General features: G+C 70.1%; 18 protein-coding genes. 11 read left to right on the top strand and 7 right to left on the bottom strand.

Going from position 1 to position 22870, the window contains the following annotated elements:
- Nucleotides 1-539: 539 nt before the first annotated feature.
- Nucleotides 540-863: a hypothetical protein gene (locus tag ABZ194_RS27785; protein ID WP_355599973.1), complete on the bottom strand. Its 324-nt coding sequence runs from the start codon at nt 861-863 to the stop codon at nt 540-542.
- Between the two features lie 581 nt (nt 864-1444).
- On the opposite strand from ABZ194_RS27785, the gene ABZ194_RS27780 reads away from it, so the two are divergent.
- Nucleotides 1445-1714 carry a hypothetical protein gene (locus ABZ194_RS27780; RefSeq protein ID WP_355599972.1) on the top strand — a complete coding sequence of 90 codons (270 nt, stop codon included), beginning with the start codon at nt 1445-1447 and terminating at the stop codon, nt 1712-1714.
- Between the two features lie 436 nt (nt 1715-2150).
- Here ABZ194_RS27780 and ABZ194_RS27775 read toward each other — a convergent pair whose 3' ends face one another.
- The 3 genes from ABZ194_RS27775 to ABZ194_RS27765 all read right to left on the bottom strand — a co-directional run bounded on the left by ABZ194_RS27775 (nt 2151) and on the right by ABZ194_RS27765 (nt 5246).
- Entirely contained in the window at nt 2151-2795 is a 645-nt protein-coding gene (locus ABZ194_RS27775) for a hypothetical protein (RefSeq protein ID WP_355599971.1), read from the bottom strand.
- A gap of 305 nt (nt 2796-3100) precedes the next feature.
- Nucleotides 3101-3898 (bottom strand): IclR family transcriptional regulator, encoded by a 798-nt coding sequence (locus ABZ194_RS27770; protein ID WP_355599970.1) that lies wholly within the window; start codon nt 3896-3898, stop codon nt 3101-3103.
- A gap of 172 nt (nt 3899-4070) precedes the next feature.
- Nucleotides 4071-5246 carry a helix-turn-helix domain-containing protein gene (locus ABZ194_RS27765; RefSeq protein ID WP_355599984.1) on the bottom strand — a complete coding sequence of 392 codons (1176 nt, stop codon included), beginning with the start codon at nt 5244-5246 and terminating at the stop codon, nt 4071-4073.
- 108 nt (nt 5247-5354) lie between these two features.
- On the opposite strand from ABZ194_RS27765, the gene ABZ194_RS27760 reads away from it, so the two are divergent.
- From ABZ194_RS27760 to ABZ194_RS27730, 7 genes are all read left to right on the top strand, one after another.
- The gene (locus ABZ194_RS27760; RefSeq protein WP_355599969.1) at nt 5355-6689 is read left to right on the top strand and encodes a cytosine permease; all 1335 of its coding nucleotides are present in this window, start codon (nt 5355-5357) and stop codon (nt 6687-6689) included.
- Nucleotides 6689-7708 carry a TIGR03619 family F420-dependent LLM class oxidoreductase gene (locus ABZ194_RS27755; RefSeq protein WP_355599968.1) on the top strand — a complete coding sequence of 340 codons (1020 nt, stop codon included), beginning with the start codon at nt 6689-6691 and terminating at the stop codon, nt 7706-7708. The genes ABZ194_RS27760 and ABZ194_RS27755 overlap by 1 nt, the downstream gene beginning before the upstream one ends.
- Nucleotides 7705-8892: a Xaa-Pro peptidase family protein gene (locus ABZ194_RS27750; protein WP_355599967.1), complete on the top strand. Its 1188-nt coding sequence runs from the start codon at nt 7705-7707 to the stop codon at nt 8890-8892. The genes ABZ194_RS27755 and ABZ194_RS27750 overlap by 4 nt, the downstream gene beginning before the upstream one ends.
- Nucleotides 8889-10145 (top strand): pyridoxal-phosphate dependent enzyme, encoded by a 1257-nt coding sequence (locus ABZ194_RS27745; RefSeq protein WP_355599966.1) that lies wholly within the window; start codon nt 8889-8891, stop codon nt 10143-10145. The genes ABZ194_RS27750 and ABZ194_RS27745 overlap by 4 nt, the downstream gene beginning before the upstream one ends.
- Entirely contained in the window at nt 10142-11095 is a 954-nt protein-coding gene (locus ABZ194_RS27740; RefSeq protein ID WP_355599965.1) for an LLM class flavin-dependent oxidoreductase, read from the top strand. The genes ABZ194_RS27745 and ABZ194_RS27740 overlap by 4 nt, the downstream gene beginning before the upstream one ends.
- 36 nt (nt 11096-11131) lie before the next feature.
- Nucleotides 11132-13141: a DNA helicase RecQ gene (recQ, locus tag ABZ194_RS27735; RefSeq protein ID WP_355599964.1), complete on the top strand. Its 2010-nt coding sequence runs from the start codon at nt 11132-11134 to the stop codon at nt 13139-13141.
- Between the two features lie 86 nt (nt 13142-13227).
- Nucleotides 13228-14472 (top strand): hypothetical protein, encoded by a 1245-nt coding sequence (locus ABZ194_RS27730; RefSeq protein WP_355599963.1) that lies wholly within the window; start codon nt 13228-13230, stop codon nt 14470-14472.
- Nucleotides 14473-14650: 178 nt separating this feature from the next.
- On the opposite strand, the gene ABZ194_RS27725 is transcribed toward ABZ194_RS27730, so the two are convergent.
- Nucleotides 14651-15514: an NAD(+)/NADH kinase gene (locus tag ABZ194_RS27725; RefSeq protein WP_355599962.1), complete on the bottom strand. Its 864-nt coding sequence runs from the start codon at nt 15512-15514 to the stop codon at nt 14651-14653.
- A 58-nt stretch (nt 15515-15572) separates the two neighbouring features.
- A complete protein-coding gene (locus ABZ194_RS27720; protein ID WP_355599961.1) occupies nt 15573-16013 on the bottom strand; it encodes a hypothetical protein in 441 nt (146 codons plus the stop codon).
- 186 nt (nt 16014-16199) lie between these two features.
- Here ABZ194_RS27720 and ABZ194_RS27715 point away from each other — a divergent pair, with 186 nt between their 5' ends.
- On the top strand, nt 16200-16724 hold the full coding sequence (locus ABZ194_RS27715) for a CNNM domain-containing protein (protein WP_355599960.1): 525 nt from the start codon (nt 16200-16202) through the stop codon (nt 16722-16724).
- On the opposite strand, the gene ABZ194_RS27710 is transcribed toward ABZ194_RS27715, so the two are convergent.
- Nucleotides 16693-19242, bottom strand: a complete 2550-nt coding sequence (locus tag ABZ194_RS27710; protein ID WP_355599959.1) for a collagenase — start codon at nt 19240-19242, stop codon at nt 16693-16695. The two genes, ABZ194_RS27715 and ABZ194_RS27710, sit on opposite strands and share 32 nt — an antisense overlap.
- A 696-nt stretch (nt 19243-19938) precedes the next feature.
- Here ABZ194_RS27710 and ABZ194_RS27705 point away from each other — a divergent pair.
- Nucleotides 19939-21324 (top strand): family 2B encapsulin nanocompartment shell protein, encoded by a 1386-nt coding sequence (locus ABZ194_RS27705; RefSeq protein WP_355599958.1) that lies wholly within the window; start codon nt 19939-19941, stop codon nt 21322-21324.
- A 277-nt stretch (nt 21325-21601) separates the two neighbouring features.
- Nucleotides 21602-22642, top strand: a complete 1041-nt coding sequence (locus tag ABZ194_RS27700) for a family 2 encapsulin nanocompartment cargo protein polyprenyl transferase (RefSeq protein ID WP_355599957.1) — start codon at nt 21602-21604, stop codon at nt 22640-22642.
- The last annotated feature ends 228 nt before the right edge of the window (nt 22643-22870 follow it).

Raw genomic sequence — 22870 nt, 5'->3', positions numbered from 1 at the left:
CAGAGCGGGCGTGAAGTTGACTCGCACCGCACCGTCTTGGCCGACGACCGCGACCTGCGAACGTGACCTCCCCACCGAGATCCCCCGTCCTTCCAGCGCGGAAGGGCGGGGGTTCGTCGCTGGGTGGGCGGCCAGGGCTTCGCCGTAGTCGCTTCACACCCGATTCGCGACGACCCGTCAGGTCGGCGGGGTTCTGAAAACGTGACAGGTACGGGCTTTCAAGATCATGAATTTCTCGCCGCCCCGTGATCCGAGTGGAAGACCGTGCCTGCCGGCGCATCGACTCGCCCATGGTGCTCGATACACCTCGCGGCCGCCGTATGGGGTGATCTTGCCCATGATGGATGCCGTGGTTCCGGTGTTCTTCTCTCCGCTGCGGGCTTTCGTGTCGCTGCCGCGCCGTCTGGCCGCGTTTCGTGTTTGAGTGACCAACTGGGCGACAACGACGACGGAGACCACGGACAGGGGCGGGCGCCGATGGCCGCCGCGGGTTCCGCGGCCGTCTTGGCCGCACTCACCGCGCCGTACGGCGGGGGGACTCAGCCGGTTCCCCCGCACAGGTTGGCATGGCCGGCGTTGTAACCGTCCACCCAGCCCCTTCTGTCCCAATCTGATCCGTTGTAGGAGAAGCTCTCCGCCTTGCCGCAGTCGTTTCCGGCGTCGGTGTAGCCCTTTCTGTAGGCGTCCCGGTATGCCCTCGGCTTCTCGTCCGGAGTTTCGGTGGCCTTGCCCTGAGGGACGTTCACCGCCGCCGTCTGGGCGGAAACCGGAGCGGCCGTGGATCGGGAGCCGTCGGCCGCTCCGAGTGCGAGGACTGCGAGAAGTGCCGGGCTGAGCAGCGACAGGCGTTGCCTGCGGTCCATGAGCGCCTCCTCTGATCAGGCGGCCGGCGGGAATCGCCGGAGGCCATGGTCGATAAGGCCAGGATATGAAGTGAATTGTCCGGGGCGAAGAAGATGTTTATTTATTGTCTTCTCCTTGAAGTGGACACAGAGAGGGCCTGCTCGCTGGAGTCGCAGGTCAAAGGGGTGTGGACGGCTGCGATTCAGGGTGGGGACGCCCCCGCCACGAGGGTTCCTCCCCTGAAGAATCGATGAACATGATTTACCGTTTGCGTAGATTATAGGGAAACTTCTACTTTCCTCTGCCTCACATTGGTTTTCGGTGATTCCCAGATTCGGGGAGAGAACGATCGGCCGTCTTCTCCGGAGGTCCCGACGAATCGCTCACGACCTTCCGTGAGACCACGCAGCGTGATCGGCGGCAGGGCGGCCCGGGTGCGGAGGGCCTGTGAACGTGACCGCCGGGGACCTGTGAAACGTGGTCTGCTCAGGCGGCCCCTGCCTGACGGTGCGACGCCTCGTCCTCCCCGCAGGGCGAGGCGCTTTCGGCTAGGCCGAAATCCCTCCTAGGATCGTCCGGAACTGCATCACCCGGGGGGGCCATGGCTGACCACATCTTTCCTGACGATCTGCTCGTCGCCCAGCGCGCCTACTGGGAGGCGGATGCCCGCGTGCGCGAGGTGGTGGACGCGTTGCCGTCGTCGCAGGAGGTACTGGAAGGGGCCATGACCGATGAGCAGCGGCAGCTGCTGGCCGAGGTGCGGGAGCAGAGGCTTCTCGCCCTGGAGGTCCTGAACAACAACCCGTGGTGGGAAGGCGTGGACGACCGGTATGCCGCGTGGGCGCGGCTACAGGAGGCGGCCAGAGGCTGAGGAACGCCCCGCTCGGTCCTTTCCAGGACCGAGCGGGGCTCATGAGCCGGTCATCCTTCCAGAACGACGGCTTCGCCGTGTCCCCGATGAGGGGCTCACCGATCGGCTGAACCTCCACCTGGAGATCGGACCCGCGCCCGACCGGCGGCCTCCGATCATTCTCCGTGATAGGCGGGACGTCGCGCCCCGGGTACTCCTCCGCGCTCATGAAGATCGGCGACTGGAGTCCCTCGCGGGCCGGCACCAGACTCGGTCGCGCGGACATCTGGCCGTGCGACCACTGCCGTCCCCGTAAGGAAGGATCGTGGCGATCGGTGTCCCCGGAGCCTTCTGCCGGTAGGGGCGCCGTCATCAACTGTTCGTCCGGCTCCGCGGCCCGCGGTGGACGTCCCTTGATCCCACCTCGTAGATCACGCTGTGATCCGCCCACCGGCGGCTACCGGCGGTTCATGGACCACTTGCCGTCGGCCTGGACGACGATCAGGCGGGTGCCGCTGGGCAGCGAGGTCTTACCGTTGTAGCCGCCGATCTCGTTGAACAGCACATCGGGGAACCCGGCCCCGGCGAAGCCGTACACGATGAAGTTCGACTCGCCGGTGTGGCGGGCCCGAACCGTACGGAAACCCCGTGAGGGCGGGTTGAGGCGCAGAACGGCGTCTCCCTTTCCGCGCGCTGTGGCGCCCTTCCAGAGCGGCGCGGAGGACAGCGGGCGGAACCGCAGCGTCCATGGGCCGTCCGCGGTGATTTTCAGCCCGGCCAGGGTGTCACCCGGGGTGGAGTTGTAGAGCGCCGTGCCGGAGTAGGTGCCGATGGCGTTGAAGAGGACCTGCTTTTCCTTCCCCTGCCTGTCCAGGCCGTAGACGATGAAGTTCGACTCCCCGTCGTAGGTGGCCACCACGATGCCCCTGGTCTTCGTCGCCTTGACGCGGAGGACATCGTCACCTTCTCCCCGGAACGTGGTGTCCCGCAGGGTGGAGGTGAGGACCGTCGCGGCCGCCGGCGTGGCATTGATCGGCAAGGCGAGGAGCACGGCTGAGGCCAGAACCGTGAACGCGGTGAGCGCGCGGAGGGGTAGGTACACGAAGTCGTCTCCGAGGTAGGGCGATGCGGACGAGGGAGAGGACGTTCCGTGGGATTTATGGGAGTACCTCCCTATCGGGAAAGTTGGAGCCCCACCTTTTCCGCAGGACAGGCCGGATATATCGCTGCCGGTGTGGCCGGGGTCCGGCCCCGCGGATGAGTCCGGTTCCGTGGAACCCGGTGCCGTGCTTGAGTGGTGCCGTCACAGCCGTCACAGCCGTCACAGCCCTCACAGCCGCCAAAGTCCGCCCGTCCGGCCGACGTCGGCCGGACGGGGGCGGGGAGAGGCATGGGGCGGGTGGCCGATCAGGTCGCGGTCAGGGTGGGGGCGGACTGCCGGATCATCGCGGTTGAGACGCGTTCGGCCGCCTGGGCGACCAGCGGGCCGTAGGCCGCCCGGGTGGCCTCGTCGAACCGGGTGATCGGCCCGCAGACCGACACCGAGCCGAACACCGTCCCGTCCTGGCGCAGCACGGCCGAGGCGACGCCGCCGGCGGCGGGTTGCCGCTCACCGGCGCTCTCGGCGTAGCCGAGCCGGCGGATCCGCGAGATCTCCACCAGCAGGGCGTCCGGATCGACCGGGGTGCGGGCGGTCAGCGACTCCAGCGGGCGCAGCCGCAGGAACGCGTCCACGTCCCGGTCGGGCAGGGCGGCCAGGATGGCCTTGGACGACGATCCCGCGTGCAGCGGGTACGGCCGGCCGACGCTGACGGTCATCCTCACCTCGCGCGGGCTCTCCACCTGGTCGAGATAGAGCCGGGCCCAGCCCTGCCGCATGGACAGCGTCGCGGTCTCCCCGGTCGCCTCGACCAGGTCCCGCAGGAACGGGTGGACCGCCGCCCGCAGGTCGAGGTTGACGAAGGCGTTGAGCCCGACACTGAGCGCGCCGGCGCCCAGCGAGTAGCGTTTGGTCCCCTCGTCGAACTGGAGGAAACCGTCGTTGCTCAGCGTCTTGAGGATCCGGTGCGCCACGGCCTTGGGCATGCCGAGGTGCCGGGAGAGCGCGGAGACCCCGATGCCCGACGGGTTCGCGTCGGCGACGGCGTAGATGATCTGCAAAGCCCGGGCGAGACCCGACGCGGACACCGGATCGGCGGCTTCCATGACCCCGTTCCCCTCTCTTCGCCGGATGCCATCGGCACTTTAACCTCTGCGGTTCCCGCTCGCTGAAAATCGATCAATGAACTGCCGCCGTATCGGCGCGCGGTGGCCGTCCCCCGGTGCCCTCCGGCACAAGAGGAGGGGCCGCAGGGGGCTGCCGGAAGGCCCGCCGGGATCAGCCTCGGCCGAGCTCGTCGGCCCTCAGCGCGAGGAGGACGTCGGGGCGGAGCAGCTGGGAGGTATTCTCCAGCTCCAGGAGCTGGAGGATGCGGCGCAGCCGGTAGCTCACGGTGTTCTCATGGATCGACAGGTGCTGTGCGGTCAGCCGTACCGAGAGCCCGCAGGACAGGTAGGCCCGCAACGTCTCGATCAGCGCGGGGCTGGACCGCAGCGGCGTCAGCACCGTGTCGATCAGGCGGCGGGCGTCGAGGGGGTTGTCGATGAGGAGCACCTCGGGAATGACGCGCTTGAAGTGCACGACCGCGCGGTCGGCCCCCATCCGCAGCCCGGCCTCCAGCGCGCCCAGCGCCTCGCGGCACGAGCCGCCCGCCTCCCCGAACCTCGGCCGAGGCTCGCCCAGGCCCACGACCAGCCCGCCGGGCAGGCCGGGCCGGCGGGCGGCGCGGGCCAGCGCCTCGTCCACCCCCGGGATGTCGGCGAGCACGAGCAGCATGGTGGAGCCCTTGCTCCCGGCGAGGATCCTGCTGCGCAGCCTGGGACGCAACGAGTCGAGGACCGTCTTCTGGGCCTTCGCCAGCACCAGCGGATCGGTCTCGCCGGTCATGCCGATGGCGGCGGCGCGGTGCGGGACCTGAGCCGGCACGCCGACGAGCCTGGCCCGTTCCTCGACGTCGACGGGGTCGAGCGGCTCCCCGCCGGCCAGCCGGGAGACCAGGTCGGTGGCGATCTGGTCGAGGTGGGCGGCGGCCTCGCTACGGGTCTGGCGGTAGGCGTCGGTCGAGGCGTCGATCATGGTGTCGGTCACCACGGCCAGCCGTTGCACGAGCTCGCCGAGGTCTTGTCCCCGCAGTGCGGGCCCCGTCGTGATCAGCCGTTCCAGCAGCGCCCGCTCGGCGACGTGCCACGAGGCGACCAGGCTCTCGATCGGCACGCCCTGGATGGCCCGCCGCTGGCCGAGCGCCGCCGCGGGCAGCAGCTCGGCGTCGGTGAGCCGCCGCCGGTCGGCGATCGCGGAGAGCATGGCGATGAGGTTGGGGGCCACCACGCCCGAGAGGTCGTCGACCTCCATCCTGGCCTGGTCGTATCCGGGCAGGCGCTCCCAGACGGTGGTCACCAGGCCGGCCGCGATCTCCTCGACCTGGGTGAGCAGGGCTCGGGCCTTTTGTGTCATGTCCACAAAAGCGATCTTCTCATCTTCTGGCAATGCCACGTAGTTGGGGTCGATGCCCTCATGGACTATGGACTATCACAGGGCGCAGTCCGGTCCAAGGAGGACGCTATGAGTACAAAAGTGGAGTCGGGCGCGGAATCCCTCGCCGCGGATCTCGACGACCACGCGCTGGAACCCGTCCCTCTGAACCGGCGCAAGTCCCTCACCCAGATGATCATTGTTCAGATCGGCTGGAACATCAGCGTCAGCAGTTTCCTGGTGGGCGGCGTCGTGGGCGGCGGCACCACGTTCGGCGAGGGCATGGCCGCGATCCTCGTCGGAAACCTGGTCCTGGTCGCCGTGGCCGCGCTGATCGGGACGGTCGGCTACCGGACCGGCCTGTCCAGCTACCTCGCCGCCAGAGTCGTCTTCGGCCGCCAGGGCGCGGTGGTGGTCTCGCTCCTGCTCGGCGTGGTGGCGATGGGGTTCATCGGGGTGCTGATGGACACCTGGAGCGGGGCGGTGCACAAGCTGATCCCGGCGATCCCGCCGTGGGCGTTCATCCTGGCCTTCGGCGCCGCCATCACCACGACGGCGATCTTCGGGTTCAAGGGGATGGCCAGGTTCTCCGCGATCGCCGTCCCGATCGAGATCGCGATCGCGCTCCTCGCGCTCTTCAAGATCGCCGGAGGTGAGGGCGGGTTCGCCGAGGTGATCTCCCAGCAGCCCGCGGTGCCCATCGGTTTCGCCACCGCGGTCGGCGCCGTCATCTCCACCTGGATCACCGGCGCCGCGCTCGTCGGGGACGTGACCCGCTTCGCGATCCGCGGCCGCGACGTGATCATCGCCTGCTTCGCCGGGTTCGTCGTGGGCGCCGGCGTCTTCGAGACGATCGCCACCGTGTCGGCCATGTCCGTGGGCAACAGCAACTTCGTGCTGGTCATGCAGGGGCTCGGCCTGCTGGCCCCGGCCGCGGTGATGCTGGTGCTCGCCCTGTGGAACACCGCCGACAACAACCTCTACTCGGCCTCACTGGCCTTCACCAACGCCTCCAACACCCTCAATCTGCGCATCGGCAAGGCCGTCTGGACCCTGGTCGCGATCACCATCGCGGTGCTGGTCGCCTTCGCCGGTCTGGCCGCCCAGTTCCTGGTCTTCCTGCAGATCGTCGCCCTCATCGCGCCGCCGTTCGCCGGCGTGGTCATCGCCCACTTCTGGATCCTGACACGTCACCAGATGAGCGGCCGGCTGCTGGAGTCGGCGCCGTCGGTGCGGCCCGAGGCCATGGTGGCCTGGGTGCTGGCGGCCGTGCTGTCCAAGTACACCGACGTCCTGGTCACGGACGCGATCGAGGGACTGGTCTACGGACTTGTCTGCTACTCCGTGCTCGGCTGGGCGGTGGCCGCGCTCAGGCGCCGCACCCCGGCCGGCATCGCCGCCGAAACCCAGGAAGGAGACGCGTGATGAGATTCGGTCTCGGAGTGCCCACGGGGACGGAGGGGCTGATGTACCCCGTTCCCTACGCCGACATCGACGAGGCGGTCGAGCTCGCCGTTCAGGCCGAGAGCCTGGGGTTCGACTCGATCTGGGGCAACGACCACGTCACCACCCAGGGGTACGTCCGCGAGGAGTTCGACACCCCGCCCCGCTACTACGACCCGTTCGCCTACCTGAGCTACGTCGCCGCCCTCACCAGCCGGATCCGGCTGGCCACGGCCATCATGGTGCTGCCGTTCCGCAACCCGGTCGTCGCGGCCAAGCAGGCCGCCACCCTCGACCGGCTGTCCGGCGGCCGGGCCGTGCTCGGCGTGGGCATCGGCGCCTACCGCGAGGAGTTCGAGGCGATGAACCCCGGCCGCCGCATCAACAGGGGTGAGCACGCGGCCGAGGCCATCCAGGCGCTCAACGCCCTGTTCACCGAGCGCCGGACGTCCTTCAGGGGCCGCTGGGTCGAGTTCGAGGACGTGGAGTCCTATCCCAAGCCGGTTCAGCCCGTGCTGCCGATCCTGTCCGGCGGCAACGCGCCGGGGTCCCGGACCCGGGCGGCGCTCTACGCCGGGGGATGGCTGCCCGCCTGCCTCACCCCCGCGGAGGTGGCCGAGGGCGTCGGCGACATCAGGACGCAGGCGGCGGCGGCCGGCCGCGAGCTGCCGGAGGGCTTCGAGGTCGCCCTGCAGGTGGCGGTCTGTGTCGCGCCCACCCACGAGGAGGCGTGGCGCAGGTTCCGCTCCTCCCAGCTCTACAACCACCTGGTCTCGCTCTCCGGTACGACGCTGAAGGACCAGGGAGTGGCCGACCTGGCCGGCCGCAACCTCATCGGCACCCCCGGCAGCGTCGCCGAGCAGGTGGCCGCCTACCGGGAGGCCGGGGTCGACACCCTGGCGGGCCTGCTGTTCGCGGCCAACACGGTGGAGGAGACGCTCGCCGACATGCACGAGTTCAGCGAGACCATCATCACCAAGCAGGGAGGAGAACAACGGTGACCGGCATTCCCCCCGCACCGGCGGTCGACCTGACGGGGCTGACGGCCGAGCGGGCCGGGCGGCTGCGCAAGGCCCTGTCCGAGGCCCCGTTCGACGCCGTCGTCCTGACCACGCCCGAGAGCATCCTGTACGCCACGGGCTACCGGAGCGTCGCGGGAGCCCTGTTCCGCGCCCACAGGATGGCGGCCGTGGTGACCGCCGACGACTGCTGGCTGGTCTGCCCGGCCGCCGACACCGCCCCCGCTGTGGACGGCGGCCTGCCCGAGGACCGGGTGGTGCCGTTCGGCCGGTTCTACTTCGAGTCCTCCGGGCCCACGCCGCTCACCGGCGTCGCCGACCGCCACCCTGACGTGTACGCGGCGCTCAGAACCGCGATCGAGGCGGCCGGTGCGGGGCTCCGCCACGGGGTCGAGGGGCTCGCGGGCGATCCGGCGCTCGGCGCCGCCGTCGGCGACGGGGCCGAGGCCGACGCCACCGGCTGGGCGATCCGGGTGCGCGGCCTGAAGCTCCCCGGTGAGGTGGAACTGCTGCGCTACGCGGCGCGGCTCGCCGAGGCCGGGGTGCGGGCCGCCCTGGAGATCGCCGAGGAGGGGGTGACCGAGCAGGCGCTCGCCGAGGCCATCGCCACCACGATGGTCGCCGGGGGAGGGGAGCCGCGCTTCGTGGTGGCGACCACCGGTCCGCGTTCGGCCCTGTCCGACGCCCATCCCACCGACCGCCGCTGGCGGCGGGGGGAGCTGGCCCGCTTCGACGTGGGCTGCCTGTACGCCGGCTACTGGTCGGACATCGGGCGCACCGCCGTGCTCGGCGAGCCCGACACGCGCCAGGCCGGTCACTACGCGGCGATCCTCGCGGGCCTGGACGAGCAGATCGCCGTCACCCGCCCCGGCGTGGCCGTCTCGGAGGTCTTCGACGTCGCGGTGCGGACGGTGGAGCGGAAGGGCGTCAGCCCCTACCGGCGCCACCACTGCGGTCACGGCATCGGGCTGGCCGTGTACGAGCCGCCGATCGTCTCCCCGGGGGTGGCGGTCGAGCTGGAACCCGGCATGACGTTCTGCTTCGAGACGCCGTACTACAACATCGGATGGGGCGGCATGATGGTGGAGGACACGCTCGTGGTGACCGGCGACGGCGTCGACCTGTTCACCCGGTCGCCCCGCGAGCTGCCGGTGGTGGCGATATGACCACCGCCTCCCGCTACCTCGGGCGGCTGGCCTGCCTGCGGTGCTCGGCGGCCTACCCCGACCCCTCGCTGGAACTGGTCGGGCGCGGCTGCCCGGCCTGCGAGAAGGACGGCGCGCCCGCCAACGTGCTCCCCTCCTACGACCTCGCCCCGGCCGGCCGGCCGCCCGCGGACCCGGCCCAGCCGGGGTTGTTCCGCCACCGATCGCTGCTGCCGCTGCGCGACACCACTCCCGCGGTGAGCCTGGGCGAGGGCGGCACACCGCTGGTGGCGCTCCCGCGCACCGCCGAACGCCTCGGGCTCCGCGAGGTCCTGGTCAAGGACGAGACCCGCAACCCCACCTGGTCCTACAAGGACAGGCTGGCCGCCGTGGCGGTGACCAAGGCCGTGGAACTGGGCGTCGAGGCGGTGGTCGTCGCCAGCACCGGCAACCACGGGGCCGCGGTCGCCGCCTACGCCGCCCGCGCGGACCTGCCCTGCGTGATCCTGACCGTGGCGTCGGTGCCGTCCACCATGAAGACCCTCATGCAGGTGTACGGCGCGCGGGTCGTCGCCCTGGAGCACCCGCGGGATCGCTGGCGTCTGATGCGGCAACTCGTCGAGGAGCGGGGCTGGCTGGCCATGTCGGGGCACGCCGACCCCCCGGTGGGGTCCATCCCCTACGGCGTCGACGGCTACAAGACGATCGCCTACGAGATCGTCGCGGACCTCGGGCGGGTGCCGGACCACGTGGTCGTCCCGGTGGCCTACGCCGACGGGCTGGCCGGGATCTGGCGCGGCTTCGCCGACCTCGTGGCGCTCGGCCTGGCCGACCGGACCCCGGTCCTGGTGGCGGCCGAACCGTTCGGCCCGCACGGCGCCGCGCTGGCCGCGGGCACCGACACCGCGGGCCCCGTGGCCGTCGCCCCCTCCGTCGCGTTCTCCATCGCCTCGCCGTACGGGACCTTCCAGGGGCTGACCGCGCTGCGCGTGACCGGCGGCAGGGCCGTGCCCGTCCCCGAGGACGCGCGCGTCCTCGACGCGCAGGGCAGGCTCGGCCGGGAGGCCGGCCTGTATCTGGAGGCGTCCTCAGCCATCGGGCTGGTCGCGGTCGAGGAGTTGGCGGGGGCGGGCGCGCTGCCCGCCGACGCCACGGTGGTCCTCGTCGGAACCTCCACAGGGCTCAAGGACGTCGGGGCCACCGCGGCCACCCTGCCGCCGGTGGCCGTCGTGGAGCCCACACTCGCCGCCCTCGACCGGGAGCTGGGCGGATGAGGCTTGGATTCTCCATCTCGGGCCACCGCGACGCCGCCTCGGCCGTCGCGGTGGCCAGGCTGGCCGAGGACGTCGGGTTCGACACCGTGTGGATCACCGAGGACTACTGCGAGCGCGGCGCGTTCGCGCTGGCCGGCGCGATCGCCGCGGTCACCGAGCGGATCCGGGTCGGCATCGGGGTGGTCAATCCCTGGACCCGCCATCCGGCGCTGATCGCCATGGAGCTGGCCTCCCTGGAGGAGATCGGCGGCGGGCGCGCGATTCTCGGCCTCGGCGCCAGCAACTCCCGATGGATGACCGACCGGCTCGGCATCCCGTTCGACCGGCCGATCGGCCGCCTGGCCGAGGCGGTCGAGGTCATCAGGGCGATGATGACCGGCGAACACGTCGAGCACCGGGGCGAGCACTTCCGGGTGTCCGCGGGACTGGCCTTTCCCCCGCCTCGCCGTACCCCGCCGATCGTGCTGGGGGTCAAGGGGCCGAGGGCGCTCGCCCTGGCCGCCGAGTGCGCCGACGGCCTGCTGCTCTCCATCCTCTCCTCGGCGCCCTACGTGGCCTCGGTCCGTGAGCGCGTCGGGCCGGGGATGGAGCTGGCCGCCTACGTCGGGCTCTCGGTGGACCGGGACGCGGGCGCGGCCAGGGGCCGGCTCCGGCCCATGGTGGCCACCTATCTCGGGGTGCACGGCGACCACGAGATCACCCGGACGGCGGGTCTCGACCCGGAGCTCTGCGCCGCGTTCCGCGAGGGATGGCTCGCCGACGCCCCGCGCACCGACCTGGTCGACGACGCCCTTCTCGAACTGTTCACCGCGTCCGGCACGGTGGCCGACGCGGCGGCCTCGCTCGGCCGCCTCGCCGCCGCCGGACTCGACGTGGCGGTGGTCCGCGACGACCCGGACACCGACCCCGAAGTCCTGGTGCGCACGGCCGTGTCCGCTCTTGGCGGCTGACCGGCGCGGGCGGCGGGATCCTCGTACAATGACGCGATGTCCTCCTCCCAGAACGGTTCCGGCGACAGCGTTCCCGACGGTGACGGTCCCGGCGGTGACGACCCCGGCGGTCCCGGCGGCGCGGTTTTGGGGGACACGGCTCCCGGGGACGCCCTCTCCGGCGGGGCCTCCGACGCGGACGGAGCGCTGCGCGTGCTGCGCCGCGTCTTCGGCTACGCCTCGTTCCGGGAGGGGCAACGGGAGATCATCGACCATGTCGTCGGCGGTGGTGACGCGCTCGTGCTCATGCCCACCGGCGGCGGCAAGTCATTGTGCTACCAGATCCCCGCGCTGGTGCGCGCCGGAGTCGGCGTCGTCGTCTCACCGCTGATCGCCCTCATGCAGGACCAGGTCGACGCCCTGACGGCACTCGGCGTGCGGGCCGGGTTCCTCAACTCCACGCAGGACCTCGACGAGCGCCGGCGGGTCGAGTCGGCCTTCCTCGCGGGCGAGCTGGACCTGCTCTACCTGGCGCCGGAACGGCTGCGGGTCGACTCGACGCTCAGGCTGCTCGACCGCGGCGCGATCGCGCTGTTCGCCATCGACGAGGCGCACTGCGTGGCCCAGTGGGGGCACGACTTCCGCCCCGACTACCTGGCCCTGTCCGCGCTTCACGAGCGCTGGCCCGATGTGCCGCGCATCGCGCTGACCGCGACCGCCACCCCCGCCACCCACACCGAGATCGCCTCCCGGCTGAACCTGGAGCGTGCCCGCCACTTCGTGGCGAACTTCGACCGCCCGAACATCCAGTACCGCATCGAACCCAAGAACGAGCCGAAGCGGCAGCTGCTGAGGCTCATCCGCACCGAGCACCCGGGGGACGCGGGCATCGTCTACTGCCTGTCGCGGGCCTCCGTCGAGAAGACCGCCGAGTTCCTGGTGGAGAACGGGATCCAGGCGCTGCCGTACCACGCGGGACTCGACGCGCGCACCCGCGCGGGAAACCAGGGGCGATTCCTGCGTGAGGACGGCGTCGTGATGGTCGCCACCATCGCGTTCGGCATGGGCATCGACAAACCCGACGTCCGATTCGTCGCCCACCTCGACCTGCCCAAGTCCGTCGAGGGCTACTACCAGGAGACCGGCAGGGCCGGGCGCGACGGCCTGCCCTCCACCGCCTGGCTGGCCTACGGTCTCCAGGACGTGGTGCAGCAGCGCAAGATGATCGACACCTCCGAGGGCGACGAGACCCACCGCCGGAGGCTGGGCACCCACCTCGAAGCCATGCTGGCCCTCTGCGAGACGGTCGACTGCCGCCGCCTGCGGCTGCTCGACTACTTCGGCCAGTCCGGCACCGCCTGCGGAAACTGCGACACGTGCCTGTCGCCGCCGCAGTCGTGGGACGGCACGGTCGCCGCCCAGAAGGTGCTGTCCACCGTGTTCAGGCTGCTGCGTGAGCGGCGCCAGAAGTTCGGCGCGGGCCAGATCGTCGACATCCTGCTGGGCAGGAGGACACCCAAGGTCGTCCAGCACGGCCACGACTCCCTCACCGTGTTCGGCATCGGCACCGAACTGGGCGACGCCGAGTGGCGCGCCGTGGTACGGCAGCTGCTGGCCCAGGGACTGCTGTCGGTGGAGGGAGACTACGGCACCCTGCTGCTGACCGAGGCGAGCGCCGAGGTGCTGGGCGGCAGACGGAGGGTTCCGCTCCGGCGCGAGCCCGAACGGCAGGCACGCGCGGCCAAGGCCCCCAGAACCGCCAAGGCCGGTCGCGCCGCGGTCATCGAGCTGTCCGATGAGGCCACCGGGGTGTTCGAGCGGCTGCGCGCCTGGCGGGCGGCCACCGCGAAGGAGCAGGGGGTGCCGGCGTACGTGGTCTTCCACGACGCGACCCTGCGCGAGATCGCGACCGAGTTCCCGTCGTCCCTGGCCGAGCTGGCCGGGGTGAGCGGTGTCGGCGAGAACAAGCTGGCGAAATACGGACAGGAGATCCTGGACACCCTCGCGGACGGGCGGCCGGACGCCGAGGCCGGATCGGACACGAGTTCAATTGAGTCACACTTGTGAGCAACCGTTTCACCAACAAGGCTCCGACATTCTGGAATGATCGCGTTCATATCCTGTCGGACATCGAGAATGACGGACAGTGACTGATGCCCCTGATCGATCAAATCACCGCCTTCGCGTCGGACCGGCCGGTCGTAACGGTCATCATCTGCGTGGTCGGTCTGGTCCTCCTGGGCCTGGCCTACCTCGCCTTCCGCGCCGTGTACCGTGCCACGAACCAGTTCTTCCACCGTTACGTCGCCCCGCGCCCCGCTGAGGACATCCTCACCGTCGTCGCCGCCAGCATCGCCACGGGCGTGTCCGCCCAGGGCATGTGGCGTTTCTCCGGCGACGTGCTGGGCTTCGACGGCCCGCTGAGACTGCTGCTCTTCGCGTTCATCGAGGTCGCGGTGATCACCAGCGCGGTGCGGGCCCGCCGGAACATGAGGGAGAACTACTCCGCGGGCATCGACGGCATCGCGGTGTGGACGCTCACCGGCCTTTCCGCGGTGCTGTCCAGCATGGACGCCCGCAGCCTCGCCGAAGCCGTCTTCCGGCTCGCGGCCCCGCTGGTCGCCGCCTGGCTCTGGGAGCGCGGGATGGCGATCGAGCGGCACCGCATCACCGGGCGGCACCGCATCAACTGGCGCCTCACCCCCGAGCGCATGCTGGTCCGTGTCGGCCTCGCCGAGGTCAGCGACCGCACCGCGAGCGAGGTGGACGCCCACCGGCGGCTGACCCGCGTCGCGCTGGCCGCCAAGCGTGCCCGCGCGCTACGCGAGGCCGGGGCGTCCGACCGGAAGATGCGTGTGGCCCTCACCAAGCTGGACCGGGCGATGGACCGGGCGGTCGAGCACACCGGCCTCGCGGTGGACACCAACCGCCAGGAGGCGCTGCTCTCCCAGATCGGAGCGCTCTACAACACCTCGGCCCTGATCGACCTGAGCCCGCCGGTGCCCTGGGCCCCCGAGCCCGAGGAGCCGCACGTCTCGCCGGCGCTGCCCCCGGCCGCGCTGGACGACGACGATGATGAGGACGTGGTCGAGATGGTGGACCCCACCCCGCCCGTGGTGGACACCGCGCAGCGCGCGGCTCTGATGCGCGCCGCCCGGGAGTACTGGGACAAGCAGATCGAGCGGAAGTTCGTCCCCCGGGCGTCCGACATCGCCCATGAGATCGGCATCTCGCTGATCACCGCCCGGGAGTACCGCGCGCTCTGGAAGCTGGAGCCCCGGGCGCACGCCCTGATCGAGGCCGCGTACAACGAGCACGGCATCATCGACACCGGCACCTTCCCCGCGATAGAGACGCAGGAGAAGGTCCTGACGGTCAACGGCGCCTCCCACGGCTGAACCGCGCTCCCCGCGCCCCTCGGGCGTCCCATGCTTCCCGCGCTCCCCGTCTCCGTCCCCGCCGACGGCGGCCCGGCGCGCCGGCATCGGCGCCCGGGGCCGGGGGCCGGGCCGGTGGGGGCGCCGGACGAGGACCACAACGGCGACGACGGTGGTGACGGGGTGACCGGGGCGGGGGCTAGCCGACCTCCGCGCTGCCGTTGACGCGGAGTTTGCGGCGGGCGCGGTCGTAGAAGGTCCTGCCGCCGAGCCGTACGACCCAGGCGGCGGCGCGGAGCGCGGTGACGGTGAGCTGTTCCCCGGGCGACAGGTGGCCGGCGACCGTGCCGTCCACCTCGACGGCCAGCAGGCCGCTCGTCGGGAGCAGTTCCAGGGTGACCTCCTCGTCCGCCGAGAGCACCATGGCCCGGTTGAACGCCGAGTGGGCGGCCGCGGGCACGACGAGGAAGCCCTCCACCGTCGGGGACACGATGGGGCCGCCGGCGGAGAAGCTGTAGGCCGTCGACCCGGTGGGGGTCGAGACGATGACGGCGTCGGCCGCGTAGCGGACGAAGGGGTGGCCCTGGACGGAGACCGCCACCGCCGACAGCCCGTCGCCCGGGATGCGCACCAGGGCGATGTCGTTGAACGCGGTCACCGTCCCCACGCCGGGCAGGGGCGCCCGCACCGCCATGCGGGGTTCGACGGTGTAGTGGTTGCCGTCGATGGCCGACAGCGTGGGGGGCAGGTCGTCGGCGTCGATCTCGGCCAGGAACCCCAGCTTGCCGAGGTTCACGCCGAGAACGGGGGTGGGCCGTCCGGTGATGAGCCGCATGGTGCGCAGCATGGTCCCGTCGCCCCCCAGGCTGACGAGCAGGTCGGCCCGTTCCACCAGGGTGCCGGCGTCGACCGCCACCGCGCTGCAGTCGATGCGGCCGACCTCGTCGGGCAGGCCGAGCACGGTGACCTCCCGATCACGCGCCCACTCCACGATCGTGTCGATGGCCGTCTTCGAATCGCGCCGCGGGTGCAGCACCAGTCCAACCGTTCTGACCATGCCCATTCCGACACTGTACGGCGGGCCGTCCCAGGGCCCGATCCTGGCCGCTCCGCGCCGTCGCTCAGGACTGGCGCTCCCGTTTCATCCGCGCCTCGTGGAGATGGCGGCGCCCCCCTGCCAGCTCGTCCCTGATCCGCTGTTCCAGGCGGGTGAAGAAACGGTAGTAGCCGTCGTCGTAGTCCTCGACGACCTGGAAGGTCCACCGGTCGGTCAGCACGTTACGGCCGATGAGCTCCTCGGCCACGGTGTCGGCCAGCCGGTGGTGACCGGCGGCGCGCAGCAGTTCCACGACCCGGTCGAGCTGTAGGTCGGCGTGTCCGGTGAGCTGGTGGAAGGAGTAGAGGTGGCCCCGGGCCCGTTCGGTGGTCTCCAGGGCCTCGGAGAGCCGGCCCAGCGCCTCGACGGTGGTGTCGTCGATGTCCGGGCCTGCTGGTTCAGCGGGACCTGCGGGCTCCGAGGGGTCGGCGGGCTCGGGTCTGCCCGGTCGTCCGTCGTGAGTCACCTGGCCTCCTCGTGACAGGCCCGCCCGGTGCGGCGGGGCGCCCTCCGCGACGGCGGTCCCGCCGGCTCTGCCCCGGCTCGGCCGTCACCGCCTCCACGGTGGTCGAACCGCGGGAATCGGTCTGTACCCACGTGGGGGAGAGCGAATCGCGGTGATCGCCTCCGCCGCACGCCGTTCCACGAGCAGGTGGAGAGGGCTCGGGACGACGGGGAAGGAAAGGAGATCGCCACCGTTCTCCAGATGATCCTGGGCGAGCTGGTGCCCAAGAACCTGGCTCTGGCCAGATCCGAGCCTCTGGCCAGAGCGCTGGCCTCCTCCACGCTGATCTACATGACGGCCGCCGGGCCGCTCATACAGCTGTTCGACTCCGCGGCCAACCGGCTGGTGCGCATGGTCGGCATCGAGCCCGTCGAGGAACTGCGCCACGGTGCCACGCTGGAGGAGCTCGGGCACATCATCGGCGAGTCCGACGCGCACGGCCACCTCGCCGAGAACCAGGCGGACCTGCTGGAACGGGCGCTGGCCTTCTCCGACCACACCGCGGAGGAGGTCATGGTCCCCCGGGCGCCGGCCGGGCGCGCCTCCCCGCCCCGCACGACGGAGCCCTCCCCGCCGTCGGGCGGGGAGGGCTCGTGGTGTCGATCGGTCTTCTGTCGAGACGATCAGTGCCGGCTGGGAACTAGTACTGGCTGGAGACGGTCAGGCCGCTGAAGGCCGTCGCGGCGTGGGCGCTGATGTAGTGGTAGCCGGCGACCGGGCTGGTGATGGTCAGGGTCTCGGCGTTGCCGGCCGTGACCGACCGCTTGCTGTAGCTGGAGGTGGTGGCCCAGGTGCTGGGGCTGTAGTAGAGGTCGGCGTTGCCGGTGCCGCCGGAGCTGGAGACGGTCAGCTGGGTGGTGCCGGCCGGGAGGTAGATGTAGAAGTAGGCGTAGTTGCCCGCGGTGGCCGAGACGTTGCCGCGGCTGCAGTTCTTGCCCAGCATGCGGACGTCGGAGCCGGTGCAGGTCGGCAGGGTGCCGCCGCCGGTGGAGACGGTGACGGACTTGGAGACGGTGCCGGTGGCGCCCTTGTCGTCGGTGACGATCAGCTTGACGGTGTAGGTGCCGGAGGCGGTGTAGGTCTTGGCGGGGTTGGTGGCGGTGGAGGTGGTGCCGTCGCCGAAGTCCCAGGCGCGGGAGGCGATGGTGCCGTCGGAGTCGCTGGAGCCGTCGGTGAACGTCACGGTCGCGCCGTTCACGCTGGAGGTGAAGGCCGCCGTCGGCGCCTGGTTGGTCGGGGTGCCGCCACCACAGGCGCCGGCCGCGCAGGCGGTCAGCCAGGCGTTCCAGTCGGTGTTGTAGTTCAGGCCGGTCAGGAAGGTGCGGGCCGCGCTCCAGTTACCGGAGCGGTAGTAGCCCAGGAGCCTGGTGATGTCGGCGGGGTGCTTCTCCAGCATGTAGCGGACCCCGAGGTAGCCCCACCGGTAGGTGCGGGTGGTGTCGTTCTGCTCGTAGGTGGTGTCGAACACCTCGCGCAGGGTGAAGGTCTTCTTGGCCGCCTCCACGATCGCGGCGTCGTAGACGACGTTGCGGTAGGAGTAGGAGACGTACTCGGCGAAGCCCTCGATCCACCAGATGGTCGGGGTGGAGACGCCCGCGGTGAAGTCGCCGTACATGTTGAAGCGGCCGTCGAGGTAGTGCGTGTACTCGTGGTTCAGGTTCCAGATGGCGAAGGTGGGAAGAACCCGGGTGTCCTCGTAGGCGATGAACCTGGGCTGGTTGCCGACGACGGCCGGGTCACCCTCCAGGTACATGCCGCCGTTGTTGGTGCTGATGTCGTACAGCGCGCCGGCGTAGGTCTGGTAGTCGACGCTGGAGTTGAAGACGGTCACCTCAAGGGCGGTGTTGCGGTCGTTGGCGACCGGGCCGTTGTCCTTGACGATGTTGTGGAAGTAGGCGTCCTGGTTGGCCAGGCTGGTGCAGCTCGCGCTGAGCTGGGCGGCGGTCATGTCCTGGGCCAGGATCCGCAGGGTGGAGCTGCAGGTGTGGTTGATCGGCAGCACCGCGGCCTTGATCTGGGCCCGGTAGTTACAGGTGCCGTAGTAGGAGCAGTTCGCGTTGTCGTAGTAGTCGACCATGTCGGCCAGGGCCACCCACATCCGCGCGGTCGTACCGGTGATGCTGCTGCGGCCGATCAGCGCCTTGACCATCGGGCGGACCTTGGCCTGCAGCGCGGCGTGCTGGACGAAACGGCTCAGCTCGCGGGCGGCGTTGTAGGGGAGGTAGTAGTAGTCCCCGCCGATCAGGTTGAAGTTGTTGTTGGCGAAGCTGTTGACCGTGTCGAGGAGGCTCGGGTCGCTCGTGACCGCGGTGACGAACTCGGGCACGTAGTGGCCGCGGAACAGCACGGTGAAGACGCTGTTCACCGAGCTGCGCATGTACTTGTACTGGTTGTAGGAGCTGCTGTAGGCGTTGAGCAGCCGCTTCACCACGTAGATGTAGCGGGCGTTCTCCCGGGCGCTGTCGATGAGGATGACGGCTTCGTTGAGGGTCTCGCCGTTGACGTCGTTGACGTCGCCGGAGCGACTGTTGGCGAAGAAGGCGTCCAGCGCGGAGCGGATCGCGGCCTTGAGCGTCGCGCCGTAGGTGCCGGCGTCTCCGGCGGGCTGGCTCTGGACGTAGTAGCCGGCCCGGAGGTACAGCACGAGCTGGAGCGTGCCGGTGCTGTTGTCACCGGCGTAGCTGAGGGAGTTGTCCCGGAGCGCGGAGGCGACGGTGACCATCTGCGACTCGCGGAACGCGGCGGAGGCGTTGCTTCCGCTCAGGCTGAACAGTGTGTCCACACACTGGGGGGTGACGCTCTTGATCGCCGCGACCAGGGCGCTGCCGGTCTGCGCGAAGTCGGCGACGTTACAGGCCGCGGCGGCGGCCTGCAGGGACTTCTGAGCCGACTTCTGCGTCGGCTTCTTGGTGGTCGACGGCGCGTTGTAGTCGTGGCGCTGCTCCTCGACGAAAGCCGACAGCGGCGGGCTGTCTTCGTTCTTCAAGGGTTTGTGCTGGACGTGGGCCGGTTCTTCGTTACGGGGACCGGTGACATCCCTGTCGGGAGCAGTCCCACTTGTGATCGTCGAAGTGTTCCGTGCGACCGCCGCACCCGGGGTGGCGAGCACGACCTGCGTGCCGACGCCGAGACCGAGGACGGAGCTGACGAGAACCACCTGGGAGATCGTCCGGCGCAACCTGCTCTGCATGTCACTCCTGGGGGGAGGGGGAGCGAGGCCGCCCGGCGGAGAGCCTCGGCCGGGCGGCTGATCGTTATGTGAAATGTAAAATTTCACACGTCATATAGCTAACGCAAGGAGCATTCCTGTCCGTTTCTGGGGGACTGCTCCGCCGATCATGGCATAAATCGGGAAACTTGCCGTTGACCTGGTGTTTGTCCTGAAGGTGCGTGGCCGCAAGGGTACATCACAGTTCTGCTGCGGCGGTATGGGGGCGGTCGCCCTGGGTGACGGCGGCGTGTCGCCCGTTCGGAGGCGAGGTGGCGGTGCCCGGGAGGTGCGAGGACGGCTGTGGGTGGCCGAGGCGTCCGCCGCCGAGGTGTCCGGCTCCATCGGTCCGGCCGGCGGTGGCGGGGAGGCGGTCTATAACAGCCGAAGTGCGGCAAATTTCGGTGATCGCCGATGGATTCCTCTATTAGCGTTCAGTCCGTTTTTTCCGAAAAAGTAATATTTGTTCTTGGCAAAATTATGTTTAATGCTTGACAGAATATTTAAGGGAACTCCAAAATTGGATCGGTCCGCAGCGGTGGCCTGCCCTCCCGAACCCTCACCTTCGAGATGAGGGTGATTTGGCGAATTCGGTTGCGGCCGATCTGTTTATCTCCCCTTTTTCGATCCAGGTTTTCGGCCTCCCTTTTCGAGACGAACACAGATGGGCGGTTTGTTGTGACGGAGTTCGATGCCGGCCGGGCACAGTTGAGCCTGGGAACGGACGCGGCGCGTAATCTCGCGACGACGACCAAGACGGTTCCGCAGATGCAGGAGATCTCCTCGCGGTGGCTGCTGCGGATGCTGCCGTGGGTGCAGGTCTCGGGCGGCACCTACCGGGTGAACCGTCGGCTCAGCTACACCGTCGGCGACGGGCGGGTGAGCTTCACCAGCGTCGGGACGGAGGTCCGGGTGGTCTCGGCGGAGCTGCGCGAGCTGCCGTCGCTGCGCCACTTTGACGACCCCGAGGTCCTGCAGGCGCTGAGCGAGCGCTTCACCCAGCGGGAGTTCACCGCGGGGGAGGTGCTGGTGCAGTCGGGCCGGCCGGCGGACGAGGTGGTGCTCATCGCGCACGGCAAGGTCAACAAGGTCGGTACGGGGCCCTACGGAGACGAGGTCGTCCTGGCGGTGCTGGCCGGTGGCGACCACTTCGGCGACGAGACGCTGGCCGTCCCCCAGGGCGACTGGGACTTCACGGTCAAGGCGGTCACCTCGGGCACGGCGATGGTTCTGTCCCGTGAGGCGTTCAGGGAGGTGGCCGACCGGTCCGAAGAGCTGCGGGCGCACCTGCGGCAGGTGCAGGCCGGTCCGAGGGGCCCGCAGAACAAGTACGGCGAGGCCGCCATCGAGACGGCGGCGGGGCACGCCGGGGAGGCCGACCTGCCGGGCACGTTCGTCGACTACGAGCTTGCCCCCCGCGAGTACGAGCTGAGCGTCGCGCAGACCGTGCTGCGCGTGCACAGCCGGGTGGCCGACCTCTACAACGACCCGATGGACCAGGTCGAGCAGCAGCTCCGGCTGACGATCGAGGCGCTGCGGGAGCGGCAGGAACACGAGATGATCAACAATCCCGAGTTCGGCCTGCTCCACAACGCCGACCTCAAGCAGCGGATCCACACCCGGAGCGGGCCGCCCACCCCCGACGACCTCGACGAGCTGCTCAGCCGCCGCAGGAAGACGCGGTTCTTCCTGGCCCACCCCCACGCCATCGCCGCCTTCGGCCGGGAGTGCAACCGCCGTGGGCTCTACCCCCTCGGCGTCGACATCGGCGGGAACATGGTGCCGGCCTGGCGCGGTGTCCCGATCTTCTCCTGCAGCAAGATCCCCATCACCGGCGCCCGCACCACGTCGATCCTCGCACTCAGGACCGGGGAGGAGGACCAGGGCGTCGTCGGCCTGCACCAGACGGGCATCCCGGACGAGTACCAGCCCAGCCTGTCGGTCCGGTTCATGGGCATCAACGAGAAGGCGATCATCTCCTACCTGGTCAGTGCCTATTATTCCGTCGCGGTGCTCGTCCCCGACGCGCTCGGAATTCTCGAAGACGTCGAACTCGGTCACTGAGAACGGGTCGTGCGCCCTTGAACCTCCCCGGATTCCATCCGCCGTATCCAGCGGGCCGGAATTCCCATCGGGAAAGGGTGCGTGCGCGGACCCGGAAACGCGTGTGCGTCTCAGGAAATGGGCAGGTGGCATCGGGGTGCCCAAATCCGGGCACGGTCGGTCAGATAAGACCGAGGTCGGACGTGCTCGGCGTCGCGGGGTATACCGGCATCGACGCCGGTGCGGATTACTGTGTGGGGCGTCGGTTGTGGGACGCCGAGCGAAGGTGTGAGGGAACATGACGGCGGTTGAGGTGACGGCCGAGGGACGCTCGGCGAGCGAGGTGCTCCTCTGGAGCCGTGACACGGTGGAGTCCGCCCTGCGCCCGGCGGTCGACACGCTGCCCCCCTCGATGCGGCGCATCGCCGGTTACCACTTCGGCTGGTGGGACGAGTACGGCGAGCCCGCTGGAGCCGACGGCGGCAAGGCGTTCCGCCCCGCGCTGGTCCTGCTGACGGCCGAGGCCGTGGGGGGTGCCGTTCAGGCGGCGCTGCCCGCGGCGGTCGCCGTCGAGTTGGCGCACAACTTCTCCCTCCTGCACGACGACGTGATGGACGGTGATCGGACACGCCGTCACCGCCCCACGGCCTGGACCGTCTTCGGGGTCAGCCCGGCGATCCTGGCCGGTGACGCGCTGCTGGCGCGGGCCTTCGAGGTGCTCGCCGAGGGCGGGCATCCGGCGGCTCCGGAGGCGGCGCGAATCTTCGGTACCGCGATTCAGGAGTTGCTGGAGGGCCAGAACGCGGACGTGGCCTTCGAGGGCCGCCGGGACGTCGAGCTCGCCGAGTGCCTGGTCATGGCCGCGGGTAAGACCGGTGCCCTGCTGGGGTGCGCCTGCGCGCTCGGGGCCCTGTTCGGCGGCGGCACTCCGGAGCAGGTCAAGCGACTGCGCGCCTTCGGCGACGACCTGGGGCTGGCCTTCCAGCTCGTCGACGACCTGCTGGGCATCTGGGGGGATCCTGAGGTGACCGGCAAGCCGGTCTACTCGGATCTGCGCAGCCGTAAGAAGTCCCTGCCGGTCGTGGCCGCGCTCGCCTCCGCCACCCCGGCGGGACGTGAGCTGGCCGAGCTCTACCATCGGGAACGACCTCTGTCCGACACGGAGCTGGTCCACGCCGCCGAGCTCGTCGACGCCCTGGGCGGGCGTGCGTGGAGCCAGAGGCAGGCCGACAAGCTGCTGATCCGGGCGCTGCGCCACCTGCGTTCGGCCGGCTCCGTGCCGCGTCCCACCTCCGAGCTGGGCGCGCTCGCCCAGCTCGTCACCCGCCGCGACCGCTGAAGGGCGCCGCCCGTGTGGTGATCCCGGCCGGGCTATACCACCGACATGATAGTCAAATGTGAGGTTTACTCACTTGACTGATCGATGACAACCTGGGCGCCAGGTGAATCGTTTTCATGTTCGGATTGGATCGTCGTCGTGAGGGTGGCATTCGTTGGTAAGGGCGGCAGTGGCAAGACGACTCTGTCGGCGCTGTTCGCCAGATACACCGCGCGTCGTGGCGGGCCG

The sequence above is a fragment of the Streptosporangium sp. NPDC006007 genome (assembly GCF_040614315.1).
In the GTDB taxonomy this organism is placed as follows: Bacteria; Actinomycetota; Actinomycetes; order Streptosporangiales; family Streptosporangiaceae; genus Streptosporangium.
This window is presented reverse-complemented; position numbering and strand designations above follow the sequence as displayed.

Excerpts from the sequence above, each read along its gene's own strand:
- ABZ194_RS27785 (WP_355599973.1), bottom strand. The coding sequence starts at position 863 with ATGGACCGCAGGCAACGCCTGTCGCTGCTCAGCCCGGCACTTCTCGCA.
- ABZ194_RS27780 (WP_355599972.1), top strand. The coding sequence starts at position 1,445 with ATGGCTGACCACATCTTTCCTGACGATCTGCTCGTCGCCCAGCGCGCC.
- ABZ194_RS27770 (WP_355599970.1), bottom strand. The coding sequence starts at position 3,898 with ATGGAAGCCGCCGATCCGGTGTCCGCGTCGGGTCTCGCCCGGGCTTTG.
- ABZ194_RS27765 (WP_355599984.1), bottom strand. The coding sequence starts at position 5,246 with ATGACACAAAAGGCCCGAGCCCTGCTCACCCAGGTCGAGGAGATCGCG.
- ABZ194_RS27760 (WP_355599969.1), top strand. The coding sequence starts at position 5,355 with ATGAGTACAAAAGTGGAGTCGGGCGCGGAATCCCTCGCCGCGGATCTC.
- ABZ194_RS27755 (WP_355599968.1), top strand. The coding sequence starts at position 6,689 with ATGAGATTCGGTCTCGGAGTGCCCACGGGGACGGAGGGGCTGATGTAC.
- ABZ194_RS27745 (WP_355599966.1), top strand. The coding sequence starts at position 8,889 with ATGACCACCGCCTCCCGCTACCTCGGGCGGCTGGCCTGCCTGCGGTGC.
- ABZ194_RS27740 (WP_355599965.1), top strand. The coding sequence starts at position 10,142 with ATGAGGCTTGGATTCTCCATCTCGGGCCACCGCGACGCCGCCTCGGCC.
- recQ (WP_355599964.1), top strand. The coding sequence starts at position 11,132 with ATGTCCTCCTCCCAGAACGGTTCCGGCGACAGCGTTCCCGACGGTGAC.
- ABZ194_RS27730 (WP_355599963.1), top strand. The coding sequence starts at position 13,228 with ATGCCCCTGATCGATCAAATCACCGCCTTCGCGTCGGACCGGCCGGTC.
- ABZ194_RS27725 (WP_355599962.1), bottom strand. The coding sequence starts at position 15,514 with ATGGGCATGGTCAGAACGGTTGGACTGGTGCTGCACCCGCGGCGCGAT.
- ABZ194_RS27710 (WP_355599959.1), bottom strand. The coding sequence starts at position 19,242 with ATGCAGAGCAGGTTGCGCCGGACGATCTCCCAGGTGGTTCTCGTCAGC.
- ABZ194_RS27700 (WP_355599957.1), top strand. The coding sequence starts at position 21,602 with ATGACGGCGGTTGAGGTGACGGCCGAGGGACGCTCGGCGAGCGAGGTG.